The sequence below is a fragment of the Spirosoma rhododendri genome (assembly GCF_012849055.1).
GTDB lineage: Bacteria > Bacteroidota > Bacteroidia > Cytophagales > Spirosomataceae > Spirosoma > Spirosoma rhododendri.
The window spans coordinates 3,462,080-3,479,488 of the sequence record NZ_CP051677.1; the positions used below are offsets into that span (position 1 = coordinate 3,462,080).

Genomic DNA, 17,409 nt, shown 5'->3' on the forward strand with positions numbered 1-17,409 from the left:
TCGCAGATAAGCCCGAAAACAAACAACCCCGCTCACTGCTGAACGGGGTTGCCGGGATATCCGCAGAACGGATAAGAATAGCCTTATTACTTGGCCGAAACCGTACCACGCAGTGCGCGGGGGATTTCGATGCTGGCTACCGGGTTCGATGCATCTTCCAGCATCTTGATGTTCTCGACGGGAATCTGACCAACCCGAACCGACTTACCCAGGTCAAGTGCTGATACGTCGACGTCGATGTACTCCGGAATGTTTTCGATAGCACCCTTCACGCGCAGTTTCCGAACGCGCGTTACCAGCTTACCACCTTTCTGAACGCCGGGAGCCGAACCAACCAGCCGAACCGGAACCGCTACTTTCACGTCTTTACCATCCTGCACCTGGAGGAAGTCGGCGTGCAACAGCGTGTCGCTAACGGGGTGGAACTGTGTTTCCTGCAAAACAGCGCGGTATACTGTGCCTTCGATGTTCAGGCTTACTTCGTACACGTTTGGCGTGTAGACCAGATCCCGGAACAGGATGGCTGGAGCATAGAAATGCACCTGCGACTCACCACCGTACAGCACGCATGGTACGTTGCCTTCGGCCCGAATCCCTTGTGATTCCGTGCGGCCGAGATTCGCTCTTTGAAACCCTACAATCTCGATTGATTTCATAAAAACTGGTGCCGACGGCCCACCGCCAGCGTTTGCTTAAGTTGATAAACCGGGCGTGGGCACCCGGCAGGTCTTTGCGGGTTTAAGGTTTGTAGTTTAACGTTCAAAGTTGCTCTTACAGAACACTTTAAACCTTGGACTTTAAACCTTAAACCTCAAACTAGTTCCGTATAAACAGCGAACTGATTGATTCGTGGTCGCGGATACGGCCAATCGCTTTGGCAAACAGCTCCGCTACCGACAGTACGCGTATTTTTTCATTGGGCTGACTCAGGGGCAGCGTGTCGGCTATGACCAGTTCCTCCAGTACCGAATTGGCAATATTTTCGTGCGCCTTCCCCGACATAACCGGGTGCGTGCAGATCGCCCGTACCGATTTTGCTCCTTTGTCCAGAATGATCTGGGCGGCTTTCGCCATCGTACCACCCGTATCGATCAAATCGTCGACGAGTACGACGTTGGCTCCTTCTACATCACCGATCACCTGCATCGACGCGATTTCGTTGGCCCGTTTGCGGTGCTTGTCGCAAAGGACGATGTCGGCGTTGAAATGCTTGGCAAACGTACGGGCCCGGTTGGCACCCCCCACGTCCGGCGAAGCAATCACCAGATTGTCGAGGTTCAGGCTGCGGATGTACGGCACGAAAACCGACGTGCCTTCCAGGTGATCAACGGGAATATCGAAAAAGCCCTGAATCTGTCCGGCGTGCAGGTCGATCGTCATCAGGCGGTCGGCACCGGCGGCCGTCAGCATATTGGCGATCAGCTTGGCGGCAATGGCAACGCGGGGTTTGTCTTTCCGGTCCTGACGGGCGTAGCCGAAGTACGGAATCACAACGGTGACGTAGTGGGCCGACGCCCGGCGGGCTGCATCAACCATCAGCAGCAACTCCATCAGATTCTCGGTCGGTGGTGGCGTCGACTGGATCAGAAAAACGTCGCACCCCCGGATCGACTCTTCAAAGCTGGGCGACATTTCACCGTCGCTGAACCGGCGACAGGTGTATCCGCCTAAATCCTTACCGTAATAGTGCGCAATTTTCTCAGCCAGATAAGTCGACTGCGAGCCTGAAAAGATTTTAACCGGGTTGAATGCCGCCATTGATACCGCCCAAATTTTCCGCAAAGGTACGAAAAATGGGCGCCGTGCCGATGATCCAGGCAAACTTTCTCTCAGCGCCCCAGCAACACCATCTTTTTCCCGACGGTCGTTCGGTGGTAAAGCCCCACGATGAGCAGTGCCGACAGTATGCCAACACCGGTACCTGCCAGTACGTCGAGGGGGTAATGAGCGGCTACGTAAATGCGGCTGTACGACACCACGGCGGCCCATAAAAAGGTTAGCCCGAAGGCCGGATACCGCCGACCGAGCAGGAGCCACAGCGACGTTGCCAGCGCAAACGTCGTGGCCGCGTGCGACGATACGAAACTGTACAGTCCGCCACACTCCATTACGGGATGAATCAGCCGGTCGAGGGTGGGCGTGTGGCAGGGGCGCAGGCGGTGCGTCAGGGGTTTCAACACCGACGATGCAACCTGATCGGCAATGCCAACCGACCCCGCAATAACCAGCAGTAGCCCTAGTGCCTGCCGCCGAAACCGGTACACCAGCCAGCCGATCAGCAGAGCGTAAAACGGCAGCCAGGTATTCCGCTCGGTAACCATAATCATCACCGGATCGAGCCAGGGCGCGCTTTTGTTGTTGAGCCAGACAAACAGCCGGGTATCCAGTTCGTTAAGCGTTTCGATCATGGTAATGGGTTTAAGGTTTAATGTCTAACGTTTAAGGTTGACTACCACATGACAACATGCCCAGGAGGACTAACCTTAAACGTTAAACCTCAAACGTTAAACTAAATGTAAAAACTGACTCAGGTAGTTTCGCGCGGTCAGGATGGCGGTGTGTACGTCGTCGGTGCTGCCTTCGTAGGCTTTGTCTTCGACCTCGATGCAGACTGGACCCCGGTAGCGGACGTCGGTGAGGGCGGCAAAAAAGTCGCGCCAGCGGACGTCGCCCAGACCCGGCAGCTTGGGCGAGTGGTATTCCAGCGGATTCGCCATAGTGCCGACCCGGTTGAGCTTGTCGCGGTACAGCTTTACGTCTTTGAGGTGGATGTGGTGCAGCCGGTCGCGGTAGTCGTAGATCGGTTTCACCTCGTCCATCATCTGCCAGATCAGATGGCTGGGGTCGTAGTTGAGGCCCAGAATGGGGAGGGTAACAGTTCGAAAACGCGGTCCCAGATAGCGGGGGTCGTCATCAGGTTTTTGCCGCCCGGCCACTCGTCGTCGGTAAACCACATCGGGCAGTTTTCAATGCCGATTTTGACGTTGCATGCTTCAGCTTCGCGGATGATAGCGGGCCAGTGTTCGGCTACCAGTTTCAGATTGTCGCGCACGCTTAGCGACGGGTTCCGCCCGATAAACGTGTTGACAACCGGTAGGCCCAGTTTGGCTGCTGCCCGGATGATTTTCTTGATGTGCTCGCGGTAAAACTCGGCCTGCTCCGGGTTGGGGTCGAGCGGGTTGGGGTAGTAACCCAGCCCCGACACATAAACGCCGTGCTGCGCCGTCAGCGATTGCACGTGTTCGACGTTCAGGTTGTCGACGTCGATGTGGGTGACGCCCGCATACCGACGCGCATCGGCATTGCCAGTGGGCCAGCACATCACCTCGACGCATTTGAAACGGTTTTCCGACGCGAATTTCAGTACGCCATTCAGATCATCGTCGGCCAGGATTGCCGATACAAAACCAAGATCGAGCATAGGAACAAGGGTCAGGAAGGAATGTGTAGTTAGTTGAAACCCAGCTTTTCGCGTACACGCCGGATGGTCTGCCCCGCTATGGCACGGGCTTTTTCTTCGCCTTTCCGAAGTTCGTCTTCCAGTGCGCCGGGATTCTCATGATAATAGTGGTTGAACCGCTCGCGTTCCGCAGAAAACTTGTCGACAATCAGTTCGTACAGGGCTTTTTTTGCCATGCCGTAACCGTAATTGCCGCCTTCGTAGTTAGCCCGCATGGCTGCAACCTGCCCGTCGGATGCCAGCAGCGAATACAGTTGAAACGTGATGTCGACGTCCGGATTTTTCGGTTCCTCCATCGGCGTCGAATCCGACTTGACCTTTTTGATGACCTTCCAGAGGTCGTTTTCCGGCAGGAAAATGTCGATGTAGTTGTTGTACGACTTGCTCATCTTCTGCCCGTCCAGACCGGGAATCGTCATCAGCCGCTCGTCGATCCGCGCTTCGGGCAGCACAAAGACGTCGTCATTATATTCACGGTTGAAGGCACCGGCAATGTCGCGGGTCATTTCGATGTGCTGCCGCTGATCCTTGCCCACCGGAATGATCTCGGCGTCGTACAGCAGAATATCGGCTGCCTGCAATACCGGGTACACAAACAGCCCCGCATTCACGTTGGCGTACTTGTCTGATTTCTCCTTGAACGACGTCGCGTTGTTGAGCATCGGCATCGGCGTGAAGCAATCGAGATACCAGCACAACTCCGTATGCTCGGACACCCGCGACTGCCGCCAGAACGTGTTTTTCTCCGTATCCAGCCCAAACGCCAGCCAGGTGGCGGCAACGGCTTTGGTAAACTCCTGCCGCTGCGGGCCGTCTTTGATGGTCGTCAGCGAATGCAGGTCGGCGATAAACAGAAACGACTCGTTGCCGGGCTGTTTCGACAGGTCAATGGCGGGCTTGATCGCGCCCAGGATATTACCCAGATGCGGTCGGCCGCTGCTCTGAATACCGGTTAAAATGCGGGACATACGTCGGTTTTCGGTTTTCTGTTCTCGGTTTACGATTTGCCAGCTGTACAACTGGATAAGGTCGGGAGTGGGCAAACTACCCAGGAACGACCGTTGAAAATCGGGTGCCGGAACAAGGGCGAAGGTACGGAAAGATGCGTATTGGTGCTGATGCTGCGCTGTGGTGGTTAAAGTGGTGAGTTGGGTATCGCACAAAAAAAGCCGCTCTCGTTGCGAAAGCGGCTTCTGTGTTGACGTGTATAAACGGACTAGCTGACCAGGAAATTGAGGGCTTGCTTGAGCGTACGTTCGTTGCCCGTTTCGGGGTCGTTGTACGAGCGGTCGCCTACTTCGATGGTCATCGTTTTGCCGATCAGCTGTTGGGTGTCGAGGTCTTTTCCTTCTTTGGCTTCGATACCGGCCATGTCGAACAGGCTGACGATAGCGGGCATACCGGCGGGCGACTGGTAGAACCGGTGCGATACGTAGCCGTTATCGTTTTCAAACCGGACGGCGAAGAAAGGGATGCCCTTGTGTTCGCTGCTGCCTTCGTCGATGTGGGTAATCGTAACCTGCTGGGGCCCGTCGGGTAGTAATGACTTGTCCTGCCCCGCTTCAACTGCGATTTTCATAAGATGAGTATATGTTAGTTGTATTATAAACAGGTGAGCCGCTGAATTGTTCGGTTGGTTGGCTCACTAAATTTTTGGGATTAAGTTTGGATTTACTAAACAGTGTTCAGTAAATTTGTGTTGTTAATAAAAACGGCAGATACTAGATGGGCATAGTTGAGCGAAAAGAACGGGAGCGGGAGGAAATGCGGGTGTTGATTCTGGACGCAGCCCAAAAACTGTTCGTGGCGAACGGCTTCGAGAAGGTAAGTATTCGGAACATCGCCGATGCCATCGAATATAGTCCGGCCACGATTTACCTGTACTACAAAGACAAAAACGAACTGCTATACGCGCTTCATTCCAGAGGGTTCGCCAAGATGGCCGATGAGTTTATCGCGTTGCAGGTGATCACAGAGCCGTTCGAGAAGCTGGTGCAGATGGGTCGCGTTTACATCGACTTTGCCATCGCCAACCCTGAACTGTTCGACCTGATGTTTATCATGAGAGACCCGCTCGACAAGCTGGAATCGGGCGAATGGGTGGAAGGGCACCGGGCGTTCGATATCGTGATGCAGACCGTGCAGGAATGTATAGATGCGGGTGGCTTCCAGCCGCGCGATGCCCGAACGACGGCCATGATGATCTGGAGTGGCGTACACGGCTATACGGCCCTCTACCTGCGCAAACGGCTGGACATATTTCCGGCCTGCGATATTCCGGTGATTATGGAAGATGCATACAGTCTTTTTTGTGACGTACTCAAACGAGGGTTGCAATAGCCGTATACCGGTGGAGTGAATAGGGTTGGATAGTCGCCAGCCCCATTTTTTTATCCTGTTACTAAACACTGTTCATTAACTGGTTGAAGATTATGAAACGTACAAAGAAAAGTTACTGGCTCCTAATTAGTATGGCGGTGCTTGCTGGACAGCATACCACCGCACAGCCATCGCCGATTCTGGACGGGTACATTCAGGAAGGGCTGGCGAACAACCTCGCGCTTCGACAGGAGTCGCTGGAAATCAGCCGGGTAGTCGAGTCGATCAATCAGGCACGATCGCTGTTTTACCCGCGTGTGGCGTTCAACCCGACGTATTCGCTGGCGGCTGGCGGGCGTCGGCTGGAGTTTCCGGTGGGCGATCTGCTCAACCCGGCCTACCGGACGCTCAATCAGCTGACCGGGGCCGACAAATTCCCGACCAACATTCCGAACGTCAATCAGCTGCTGGCACCCAACAATTTTCACGATACCCGCCTGACGTTTCAGTACGCCATTTTTAATACTGATATTCGCTACAACTACCTGATTCAGAAACAACTACTGTCGGCGCAGGAAGCCCGCAAACGGGTGGTCGAAAACGAACTGCGCTACACTATCGCTACGGCATATTACCAATACCTGCAAACGCTCGATGCGGTCCGTATCTACGAAAATGCCCGTACGGTACTGGCCGAACTGGCCCGGCTGAACGAAAAGCTGGTGAGCAACAACGTCGCGACGAAAGAAACCGTCACCTCGGCGCGCTACGAAATTAGCAAGGTCGATCAGCAACTGGCCGGGGCGCAAAAAGATCGAGAAACAGCCCGCGCCTATGTCAATTTTCTGCTCAACCGCGACCTGACCACGCCCGTACTGGTCGACTCGTCGCTGACGAGGGTGCTGCCCGAATCGACCGAATCGCTGGCGGACCTACAGCAGACGGCCTTACGCGGTCGGCAGGAACTGACGCAGCTTGGCAACTCATTACAGGCGGCAAAAACGGCGGTACGGCTCAACGAAGCCAACGCCCACGTGCTGAATCTGTACGTGGGCGGCAGCACGGGCTTTCAGGGGTTCGGCTACACCTTCGCCAATCAGGCCTACGTTGTGGCGCAGGTCGGCTTGCAGTGGGATTTGTTTCGGGGCTACGAAAAGCGGTCGAAAATTCAGCAGGCCCGGGTGCAGACCGATGCTATGCAAACCCGGCTGGCCGAAGCCCAGCGGCAGATTCAGCTACAGGTCGTGCAGGCGTATTATGACCTCGACGCAGCCACCCGCAGCCTCGACGCGACCCGCAGCGGGGTAGTCAACGCTGACCAGTCGTTTCGCATCATCGACAGCAAATACCGCAACGGGCAGGCCCTGCTGATCGAATTTCTTCGCTACCAGAACGACCAGCTCACAGCCCAGTTTCAGCATTCGCTCGCCCGCATGGACGTCCTTGTCAAACGCGCAGCCCTCGACCGGGCTGTGGCCGTAACGCCCTGATCGACTAACCGAAACCGGTGCCGTGTGCCGGTAATCAACGCTGCCTTATTCACATTTTTTCCTTGTCACAACCATGAAAACAGTATCTGTTTTGCTGTCGGTGTCTGTGCTGCTGATGCTGGCGGCCTGTACCAAACCGGGCGGGAAAACCGCCGAAACACAAACCAGCTCAGCCGCTAACCCGGCCGACGAAGCCGTTATCCCCGTCAAACTGGCCGCGGTCAGCACCGTTGTCAGGGCGGAACCCATCGTCGCGTCGGGGTTGGTGTCGTCGGCGCAGGAAGCCCGGCTGTCATTTAAAGTGGGCGGCATCATCAGCCGTCTGTACGTCGAAGAGGGGCAACCCGTTCGGCGGGGGCAACTGCTGGCCACGCTCGACCTGACCGAGATCAACGCGCAGGTTAGTCAGGCTCAACTGGCGTCGGAGAAGGCCGAGCGCGATTTCGGGCGGGTCAGGAAACTATACGCCGACACAGCCGCGACGCTCGAACAGCTTCAGAACGCTACCACCGGCACGAGCGCGGCCCGGCAGAACCTGACCATAGCGCAGTTTAACCGCAACCACGCCGAAATCCGGGCCACCGTCGACGGGACGGTGACGCAAAAGCTGGTTAACGCGGGCGAGTTTGTGGCACCGGGCGCATCTGTCTACCAACTGTCGTCCAGCCGGCCCGGCGACTGGGTCGTGCGGGTGGGTGTATCGGATAAAGACTGGGCGCGGCTTCGGACCGGCAACCGGGCTACCATTGCCCTTGACGCGTACCCCGGCCGGACCTTCACGGGCACCGTTGGTAAGCTGGCGCAGGCGGCTGACCCGGTCAGCAAACTCTACGAAGTGGAAGTGCGGATTAGCCCGGGCGGAGTAAAGCTGGCTCCCGGTCTGTTTGCCCGCGTCACGCTGACGCCCGCGCAGAGTCGTAGTTACACGCTCGTGCCGGTGGAAGCCATCGTGGAAGGTAACGGCAGAGACGGGTTTGTCTACGTACTCGACAACGCGAAAGCGACCGCACAGTCAGCACGGCACGTGCGGAAACTGCCGGTACAAATCGGCTTTCTGGACGGCGATAAAGTGCTGCTGACCAATGGATTGGTCGCTGCCAGTCAGGTCGTTACGGCCGGGTCGGCTTTTCTGACGAGTGAATCAACCGTTGTACTCCGCTAACCGACACGCCGATGAATCTCGCTGCATTTTCCGTAAAAAACTGGCAGTTTATGCTGGTGCTGTTTTTGGGTGTAGCCGCGCTGGGTATCAGTGCGCTGCTGAACATGCCCCGTGGGGAAGACCCCGAATTTACGGCCCCCACCTTCGCCGTCGCCGTCATTTACCCCGGCACCGATGCGCTCGACATGGAGAAACTGGTGGTCGATCCGGCCGAAAAACGGTTCAACGAACTTGACAATATCAAGCACGTCATTACAACGGTTAACGCCGGGCTGGCCGTGTTTCAGGTCGAGTACGAATACAGTCAGAATCCCGACGAAAAGTACCAGGAAATCGTGCGGGAGGTCAACGCACTGCGGTCCGAACTACCCGCCGACGTGTTCGACATTCGCATCAACAAGTTTACGCCCTCCGACGTCAATATCATGCAGCTTGCGCTGGAGTCGGAAGTAGCGTCGGACAAGGAGATGGGCCGCTACGCCGACGACCTGACCCGGCGACTGGAGAAGATCAATAGCCTGAAAAACGTGCGCTACTGGGGCAACCCGGCGGGGGTAGTGCGGGTGGCGCTGAACGTCGAAAAGCTGGCGCAGAGCGGCATTCCCACCAACCGGATTCTGGGGCGTTGCAGGCTGAAAATACGACCGTGCCGGGTGGCAGTGTGCAGGTCGGCAGCCGGACGTTCAACGTCAAGACGGCGGGCGATTACGGGTCGCTGGACGACATTCGGAATACAATCGTGTTCAGCAACGGTCAGAAAATTATCCGGCTGGCCGACGTCGCCGATGTCGACTATAATCTCGAAGAAGCTACCCACCTTACCCGGCTCGACGGCCACCGGGCGGTGCTGGTGACGGCGAGTCAGAAGCTGGGCGAAAACATCAGTAAGGTGGGTGGGGAAATCCAGCCGGTCATTGCGGATTTTGCTGAAACGCTGCCCCCGCACATCAAACTAGTGCAGAACTTCGATCAGGCAACGAGCGTGGGCGTCCGGCTGGGGCACTTCGCCCGCGACTTCGGCATCGCCATCCTGCTGGTGTCGCTGACCCTGCTGCCGCTGGGTTTCCGGGCGGCCGTAGTCGTGATGATTTCGATTCCGCTCTCGCTGGCTATAGGCCTGACCCTGCTCGATCTGTTCGGCTACAGCATCAATCAGCTTAGCATCGTGGGGCTGATCGTAGCCCTCGGTATCCTGGTCGACGATAGTATCGTGGTGGTGGAAAATATCGAACGCTACCTGCGCGACGGCTATTCCCGGCGCGAAGCCGCTATCCGGGCCACGAGTCAGATCACGCTGGCCGTCATCGGCTGCACCACAACGCTCGTGCTGGCGTTTTTGCCGCTGCTGTTTTTGCCCGAAGGCTCCGGCGATTTCATCCGGTCGCTGCCGATGGCCGTCGTCCTGACGGTGCTGGCGTCGCTGCTGGTGTCGCTGACGATTGTGCCATTTCTGTCGAGCCGGATTCTGAAAAACGCCCACAATCCCGAAGGCAACATCTTTCTGCGTGCGCTGAAACGGCTCATCAGCGGGTCATACAGTCGGCTGCTCAACGTGGCCCTGCAACACCCGGTAAGCACGCTGCTGGTGGCGGGGGCCATCTTCGCGGGTGCGCTGTCGCTGGGTGGTCGCGTCGGATTCGGCTTGTTTCCCGCTTCGGAAAAGCCGCAGTTTCTGGTGAACATAGAAACGCCCGAAGGCAGCAGTCTCGACGAAACGAACCGGGTGGCGCGGTACGTCGAACGGCAATTGGCGACCGACCCCGCCGTGCGCCACCTGACGACCAACGTGGGCCGGGGAAATCCGCGCATTTATTACAACGTCATTCAGCAGAACGAAGCGGCCAACTACGCGCAGTTTTTCGTGCAGCTTACCGACATGGAACCCGCCGAAAAGCGCCGGATTATCGACCGCTACCGGGCGCGGTTTGCCCTGTACCCCAACGCCAAAATCGAAGTGAAAGACTTCGAGCAGGGCCCTGCGCAGGAAGCCCCCGTCGCGATTCGGGTGTTCAGCGAGAACCTCGATACGCTCCGCAGCGTAGCCGCCCGTGTTGAACGGGTACTGAAACAGGCACCCGGCACGATCTACGTCAACAACCCGCTGGCGACCCAGAAAACCGACCTGCGCGTGCGGATCAACAAAGAGAAAGCCGGTCTGCTGGGGCTGTCAGTCGGCGACATCAACCGGACCGTCCGGCTCGCCATCGCGGGGCTGAACGTGGGTACCTTCAAACGACCCGCCAACGACAACGGCCCCGACGACTACACCATCAACGTAACCCTGCCCAAAGGTCGGCGCACCGATCTGAACGTGCTGAACAATCTGTACGTCAACACGGTAAGCGGGGGGGCGGTACCGCTGCGGCAGGTGGCCGACATACAATTTGAGACGGGGACGAACCTGATCCGCCACTACGACAAAGACCGCTACGTATCGGTAACGGCCTTTGTCAAAACCGGTTACCTGGTCGACAACGTGTACGACGACGTGCTGAAAAAGCTGGACGCGCTGACCCTGCCGACGGGCGTTCGCTTCGTAGCCGCTGGTGAACTGGAGAGCCGCGAGCAGTCGTTCGGCGGGCTGGGTACAATCATCCTGATTACGGTGTTTGGCTTTATGGCCGTGCTGATTCTGGAGTTCGGCACCCTGAAAAGTACGGTCATCGTGCTGTCGGTGATTCCGCTGGGCGTCATCGGGGCCATCGTCGCGCTGCTGCTGACCGGAAATCCGTTTTCGTTCGTCGCCATCATCGGCCTGATTGCGCTGATCGGTATCGAAGTGAAAAACTCGATTCTGCTGGTCGATTTCACCAACCAACTGCGCGAACAGGGCATGCTACTGGAAGACGCCATCCGGGAAGCGGGTGAAGTACGGTTCGTGCCCATCGTGCTGACCTCGCTGACGGCCATTGGCGGGTTATTGCCCCTCGCGCTGGAAGGCAACCCGCTCTATTCACCCCTGGCCTGGGTCCTCATCGGTGGGTTGATTTCCAGTACGTTGCTGTCGCGTATCGTGACGCCGGTAGTCTACAAACTGTTGCCGCCAACGGTCGATTCAAAACCCGTACCTGCGGCCAGCCAAGAGCTGGAACTAGCCTGATCGATTGTCTCCAGACTTCCTGGCGGGAAGTCTGGAGACAAAATCAAATTGTCTGCCTGTCGACGGCTAGCCAGAACGACCAGATAACGATGCCGTACAGCATAAATACAGCCAGCCGGATGTACGGCTTTGTGTGCGGGTCGTCGTAGGCAGGCTGGTTTGCGCGCAGCCGTACACCCGACCGATCCCCAATTCCGAAAACGGTGATGGTCTGGTAACCATCGTATTTGTCGCCAAACGTCAATGACTGCTTGCGGTTGATTTTGGTCAGAAAATCGTGTTCGCGGATGAGTAGCGTGGTGGTGCCGCTCGTTGTGAACCAGTCGGGCACGGTGCGTAATGAGTCGCTGAAACTGGTTTTGCGGACGTGAAACGTGAAATCGGGGTAGTTTACCAGTGTCAGATCGTACCCCGTAAAGGCATTGTTTCGGTTGCTTGTCTGCCGAATATCGAACACATAACCGACCAAATTCACCAGCCGGGCCGGTTGCTTGCTGACCGATTGATGCGCGGCAAAGCCAAACCAGACAGGCCCTGTCCCGACCAGCAACGCACCAATCAGAAACCACTGGGCCAATCGCTGCTCAGCGGGCGACAGCACGGGCCGGTACCGTACTGCCGGGCTGACGGACGAAAAATAAGCAACCAGTTCATCGAAATTTGGAAAGTCGACGGAGCGAAGCGCAAACCAGTCGTCGGTCAGGTAAACGGTCAGTTCGGTCCAGTGCTGATTTCGGTCGAAATTCAGCCGGACGTTGTGACCCGTAACCGATGTGTAGGGATGTTCGGCGGCCCGCTGCCAGCGTTTTCGGCCAACAAACGAATCGGGCAACAACTGAATGAAGGCTGTCTGTCCGACTTGCGACCAGGTAAACATGAGTGTCAACACCGTACCCCCAGTGCCAACAATGGTGATGACGTTAAGATTAGGATAAGGTGCCTGAGCCCGTATGCCGCCGATCACGGCGGCTATCGTGGCGAGGCCGAATAGCAGGGTGAAGCCAAGATGAAACCAGAACGGCCAGGTACGTTTCACCGTCTGAACGGCTGGCTGGCGGAGTGAATACGCTGACTGCATCGTGGTGACGTTGAGGAATAACAGGAGCAAGCTACGTGCTTCGGGGGTGATTTTGTCAGCCGCTCGTCTGGGTTTCAGACCGCTGTTACCACAACCAGTGATTGAGCGGCATAAGCGCGGGAAATCGCTGATGCGTTACGTTGGAAAAGCACTAAGTATTTTCTGCAAGTAGATTCCTGAGTAGACAAAATTTTGTTTGGGTAAGGCGCGCACAGGCAGGGTATGTTTCGCTATTTTTGCCTGTTACAACCCAATCATCAACCGTCTTTTATGAGAAAACATGTCCTTTCGGGACTGTTTGCGATAGCACTCGCTTCCGGTGCTCTCGCCCAGACAACCTTCCCTCAGAATGGGGTGCACGACCAACGGATGGGGCTCTACGCCTTTACCAACGCTACCATCGTTGTCGACCCGAAAACTACCCTGCAAAATGCGACCCTGCTTGTCCGCGACGGACGTATCGAAGCCATCGGCAGCGATGTTAAACTGCCCACCGGCGTCGTGGCGACCGATCTGAAAGGCAAGCGCATTTACCCGGCCCTGGTCGAACTCGATTCGGACTACGGCATGCCCGAAGTAAAGCGGCAGCCCGGTGGCGGACGTGGTAACCCGCAGCTGGAATCGAACAAAAAGGGCGCTTACTACTGGAATCAGTCCGTACAGCCGGAGAACGACGCGAGCCTGCTCTTCACCGCGACATCTGCCAAAGCCGATGAGCTGCGTAAACTGGGTTACGGTGCCGCGCTGACCCACCCGCATGACGGGATTATCCGGGGCACGGGGACGCTGGTAACCCTGGCCGACGACCGGGAGAACATGGTGGTGCTGAAACCCAACACGACCATGCACTACTCGTTCAACCGGGGCACGTCGAACCAAACCTACCCAAACTCGATGATGGGGTCGGTGGCCCTGATCCGGCAGGCGCTTTACGACGCCGACTGGTACAAACGCGGAGGAAGCAATCAGCAGGAAAACCTGTCGTTGGCTGCGCTGAACCGCAATCAGAACCTGCCCGTCGTTTTCGAGGTGACTGACAAACTCGGGGTACTGCGGGCCGATAAAATCGGCGACGAATTCAGTAAGCAATACATCATTCGCAGCGGTGGAGACGACTACCAGCGTATCGACGAAATCAAAGCGACGGGTGCGACGCTGATCGTACCCCTCAACTTCCCGCAGCCTTACGATGTAGAAGATCCGTGGGATGCTGACAACGTATCGGTTGCCGAACTGAAGCACTGGGAAATGGCCCCGATGAACGCGGGTAAACTGGCGGCTGCCAACATCCCGTTTGCCATCACCACGGCTGGCCTGCGCAACAAAACCGAGTTCTGGGCCAACCTGCGCAAAGCCATCGAAAACGGGCTGACGGAAGAGCAGGCACTAGCGGCTCTGACGACCGTTCCGGCCCGGCTCATCAATGCTGGCGACCTGGTCGGTACGCTGAAAAAAGGCAGCATCGCCAACTTCATCATCACGTCCGGCAACCTGTTCTCGGCCGACAATGTGATCTACGAAAACTGGATTCGGGGCAAGCAGTATATCGTCGGGCAGCAGGTTGTGCAGGACCCGCGTGGCATCTGGAATCTGACGGTGGGCAATCAGCCACCGATGAAACTGACGATCAACGGCAAGTCGGCCGAAAAGCCTGATTTTCAGTTGATGGCCGACACGACGAAGCTGTCGCCCAAAGTGGCTGTTAGCGGTGATTTCGTGACGATTCAGGTGCAGATGGACAAGAAAAAGCCCGGCACCACCCGGCTGACGGGGTACCGGACGGGCAACACCATCAAAGGAGACGGCGAAACCCCCGACGGCAAAACGGTAAGCTGGACGGCGACCCGCACCGGCGATGCGCCCAGCACGGACGCGCCTGCTTCGACTACGGGTACTTCGGGTACCGCTACGGCGGGCGTGTCGGGCACGGCTGCGCGCGGGCAGATGGCGACTACGCTACCAGCCAGCGCAACGGCAGTTTTGTATCCGTTCGTGGGCATGGGCAACGCCAAAAAGCCACAGGCTGAAACGATGCTGATTCGTAACGCGACGGTCTGGACGAACGAAACCGACGGTATTCTGCAAAACGCCGACGTACTGGTCACCAACGGCAAAATTGCGCAGGTGGGTAAGAGCCTGACCGCCCCCGCCGGTGCCCGCGTCATCGACGGTACGGGCAAGCACCTGACCAACGGTATCATCGACGAGCATTCACACATCGCGCTGCTGTCGGTCAACGAAGGATCGCAGTCGAGCACGGCGGAAGTACGCATGGCCGACGTCGTCAACTCGGAAGATGTCAACATCTACCGGCAGCTGGCCGGGGGCGTCACCAGTTCGCAACTGCTCCACGGATCGGCCAACGCCATCGGTGGTCAGTCGGCTATCGTCAAGCTGAAATGGGGCGAAGCGCCCGACGCCATGCTCATCAAAGGGGCCGACGGTTTCATCAAGTTCGCGCTCGGCGAAAACGTGAAGCAGTCGAACTGGGGCGATGCCGCCCGCGTGCGGTTCCCGCAAACCCGGATGGGAGTCGAGCAGGTGTACATGGACCACTTCATGCGCGCTAAAGAGTACGCTAAAGGCTGGGATGCGTACAATAAGCTGGGCGCGAAGGAGAAAGCCAAAGCCACTGCCCCCCGCCGGGATATCGAACTCGACGCACTGGCCGAAATTCTGGCTAAGAAACGCTTCATCACCTGCCACTCGTACGTGCAGTCGGAGATCAACATGCTGATGAAAGTGGCCGACTCGCTGGGCTTCAAAGTCAACACGTTCACGCACATTCTGGAAGGCTACAAACTGGCCGACAAGATGGCGAAGCACGGCGCGGGCGGCTCGTCGTTCGCCGACTGGTGGGCCTACAAAATGGAAGTACACGACGCTATCCCGTACAACGCGGCTCTGATGAAAAGTCAGGGCGTGACGGTATCGATCAACTCTGATGACGCCGAGATGGCCCGTCGCCTGAATCAGGAAGCGGCAAAAGCCGTTGAGTACGGCGGTGTCAACGAAGAGGATGCCTGGAAAATGGTGACGCTGAACCCCGCCAAACTCCTGCATTTGGATAGCCATATGGGTAGCGTAAAAGCGGGTAAAGACGCCGATCTGGTCGTCTGGAACGCTAATCCGCTGTCGATCTATGCGCGGCCCGAGTACACGATCATCGACGGGGCGGTGTATTTCAGCCTGAAAGATGAAGACGCCAAACGGGAGGCTATGCAGGCCGAGCGGGCCCGACTGATCCAGAAAAATCTGGCGGCTAAAGCGAGTGGCGCCCCAACTGTTCGCCCAACCTTCCGCCGGATGCGGATGTGGCACTGCGAAGACATCGAAGGCGTCATGGCTGAGGGAGAAGAGAAATGAGGCTACGCCAAGTTTAAGGTTTGATGTTCAACGTTTAAGGTTGCCAGCAAGCAGCTTGGAAACAATAGGGAGAACATTAAACCTTAGACATTAAACTTTGAACTGAAATAATGAAACGACTACTCATACCCATATTTTCTCTCGTCGCGCTTACGAGCATGGCGCAGAACCCGGCGCCGGCGAAACAGCAGGACCACGTCATTGCCCTGACGGGCGGCACGGCCCACCTCGGCAACGGGCAGGTGATTCAGAATGCCATTGTCCTGTTCGACAAGGGTGTTATCACCAATGTGGTCGACGGAACGCTGGTGAAACTCAATCTGGCCAACGGCACCGAAGTAATCGACGTCAGCGGTAAGCACATTTACCCCGGCCTGATTTCGCCCGCGTCGACAGTCGGGCTGGAAGAGATCGAGGCCGTTCGGTCAACGGTCGATAAGCAGGAGGTGGGCGTGCTGAACCCCAACGTCCGCGCCCTGATCGCCTACAATACCGATTCCGAAATCATCCCGACGATTCGTAACAACGGCGTTTTGCTGACGCAGGCAATGCCGCAGGGGGGCACCATATCGGGTAGTTCGAGCGTCATGATGACCGATGGCTGGAACTGGGAAGACGCCGTGCTGCGAAAAGACGACGGTCTGTGGCTCAACTGGCCCGGCTACTACGCGGCTGATTTCGATCTGGAGAACTTCACCCGCGTCATCAAGAAAAACGACAAGCGCGACGAAGCCATCAGTGCCCTGCGCGCTACCTTCGGCGATGCGAAAGCCTATGCGGCCGTGTCGAATCCGTCACCGATGAACCTCCGGCTGGAGTCGATGAAGGGGTTGTTTTCGGGGACGCAGAACCTATATGTCCGGGCCGATTACGCCAAAGATATTGTCGAGGCCGTTCAGTGGGCGAAGGCGATGGGTGTGCCGAAAGTGGTGATCGTGGGGGGCGAAGAAAGCCACCGCGTTGCCCCGTTCCTGAAAGAAAACAACGTGCCGGTGATTCTGGGTGCGCTGCACCGGTTGCCCAACCGCGAAGACGAAGCCGTCGATCTGCCGTATCGCCTGCCGGGCATCCTGCAAAAAGCGGGTGTGCTGGTCGGACTGAGCTATGCCGACGAATGGTGGCGGACCCGTAACCTGGCGTTTCAGGCGGGTACGGCTACCGGTTTCGGCGTTAACGATCGCGAAGAAGCGCTGAAGATGATTACGGCCAACAACGCGAAGATTATGGGCATCGACGGCATGGTGGGTACGCTCGAAAAAGGCAAGCACGCCACCCTGTTCGTCTCGTCGGGCGATGCACTCGACATGAAAACCAATGTGGTCGAACACGTATTCATTCAGGGGCGTAAGGTCAATCTCGACGACCGACACAAACGCCTGTACCGAATGTACAAGGAGAAGTTTACGAAGTAGATACGGAAAAGCCGGGTTGCAC

At 57.1% G+C, this 17,409-nt stretch carries 11 protein-coding genes and 2 pseudogenes; 6 read left to right on the top strand and 7 right to left on the bottom strand.

What is annotated here, in order from left to right; translation table 11 throughout:
* Window positions 1-86 precede the first annotated feature (86 nt).
* The 6 genes and pseudogenes from HH216_RS14255 to HH216_RS14280 form a co-directional block, all read right to left on the bottom strand.
* Complete coding sequence (locus HH216_RS14255) at window positions 87-656, bottom strand: 50S ribosomal protein L25/general stress protein Ctc (protein WP_169551405.1); 570 nt, start codon at window positions 654-656, stop codon at window positions 87-89.
* 160 nt (window positions 657-816) lie between these two features.
* Complete coding sequence (locus tag HH216_RS14260) at window positions 817-1,758, bottom strand: ribose-phosphate pyrophosphokinase (protein WP_169553394.1); 942 nt, start codon at window positions 1,756-1,758, stop codon at window positions 817-819.
* A gap of 71 nt (window positions 1,759-1,829) precedes the next feature.
* Window positions 1,830-2,408: a phosphatase PAP2 family protein gene (locus HH216_RS14265; RefSeq protein WP_169551406.1), complete on the bottom strand. Its 579-nt coding sequence runs from the start codon at window positions 2,406-2,408 to the stop codon at window positions 1,830-1,832.
* 96 nt (window positions 2,409-2,504) lie between these two features.
* Window positions 2,505-3,421 (bottom strand): annotated as a pseudogene (locus HH216_RS14270) (sugar phosphate isomerase/epimerase family protein).
* Window positions 3,422-3,450: 29 nt separating this feature from the next.
* Window positions 3,451-4,428, bottom strand: a complete 978-nt coding sequence (trpS, locus tag HH216_RS14275; protein ID WP_169551407.1) for a tryptophan--tRNA ligase — start codon at window positions 4,426-4,428, stop codon at window positions 3,451-3,453.
* Window positions 4,429-4,676: 248 nt separating this feature from the next.
* Window positions 4,677-5,039, bottom strand: a complete 363-nt coding sequence (locus HH216_RS14280; protein WP_169551408.1) for a hypothetical protein — start codon at window positions 5,037-5,039, stop codon at window positions 4,677-4,679.
* A gap of 146 nt (window positions 5,040-5,185) precedes the next feature.
* Here HH216_RS14280 and HH216_RS14285 point away from each other — a divergent pair, with 146 nt between their 5' ends.
* The 4 genes and pseudogenes from HH216_RS14285 (at window position 5,186) to HH216_RS14300 (ending at window position 11,531) form a co-directional block, all read left to right on the top strand.
* Window positions 5,186-5,800 (top strand): TetR/AcrR family transcriptional regulator, encoded by a 615-nt coding sequence (locus HH216_RS14285; RefSeq protein ID WP_169551409.1) that lies wholly within the window; start codon window positions 5,186-5,188, stop codon window positions 5,798-5,800.
* 131 nt (window positions 5,801-5,931) lie between these two features.
* Complete coding sequence (locus HH216_RS14290) at window positions 5,932-7,269, top strand: TolC family protein (protein WP_408641795.1); 1,338 nt, start codon at window positions 5,932-5,934, stop codon at window positions 7,267-7,269.
* Between the two features lie 73 nt (window positions 7,270-7,342).
* On the top strand, window positions 7,343-8,431 hold the full coding sequence (locus tag HH216_RS14295; RefSeq protein ID WP_169551411.1) for an efflux RND transporter periplasmic adaptor subunit: 1,089 nt from the start codon (window positions 7,343-7,345) through the stop codon (window positions 8,429-8,431).
* 11 nt (window positions 8,432-8,442) lie between these two features.
* Window positions 8,443-11,531, top strand: a pseudogene (locus HH216_RS14300) (efflux RND transporter permease subunit).
* Between the two features lie 43 nt (window positions 11,532-11,574).
* On the opposite strand, the gene HH216_RS14305 reads toward HH216_RS14300, so the two are convergent.
* A complete protein-coding gene (locus HH216_RS14305; RefSeq protein WP_169551412.1) occupies window positions 11,575-12,639 on the bottom strand; it encodes a hypothetical protein in 1,065 nt (354 codons plus the stop codon).
* 240 nt (window positions 12,640-12,879) lie between these two features.
* Here HH216_RS14305 and HH216_RS14310 point away from each other — a divergent pair, with 240 nt between their 5' ends.
* On the top strand, window positions 12,880-15,975 hold the full coding sequence (locus tag HH216_RS14310) for an amidohydrolase family protein (protein WP_169551413.1): 3,096 nt from the start codon (window positions 12,880-12,882) through the stop codon (window positions 15,973-15,975).
* A gap of 110 nt (window positions 15,976-16,085) precedes the next feature.
* Window positions 16,086-17,387, top strand: coding sequence for an amidohydrolase family protein (locus HH216_RS14315; RefSeq protein WP_169551414.1), 1,302 nt, complete (start codon window positions 16,086-16,088; stop codon window positions 17,385-17,387).
* The last annotated feature ends 22 nt before the right edge of the window (window positions 17,388-17,409 follow it).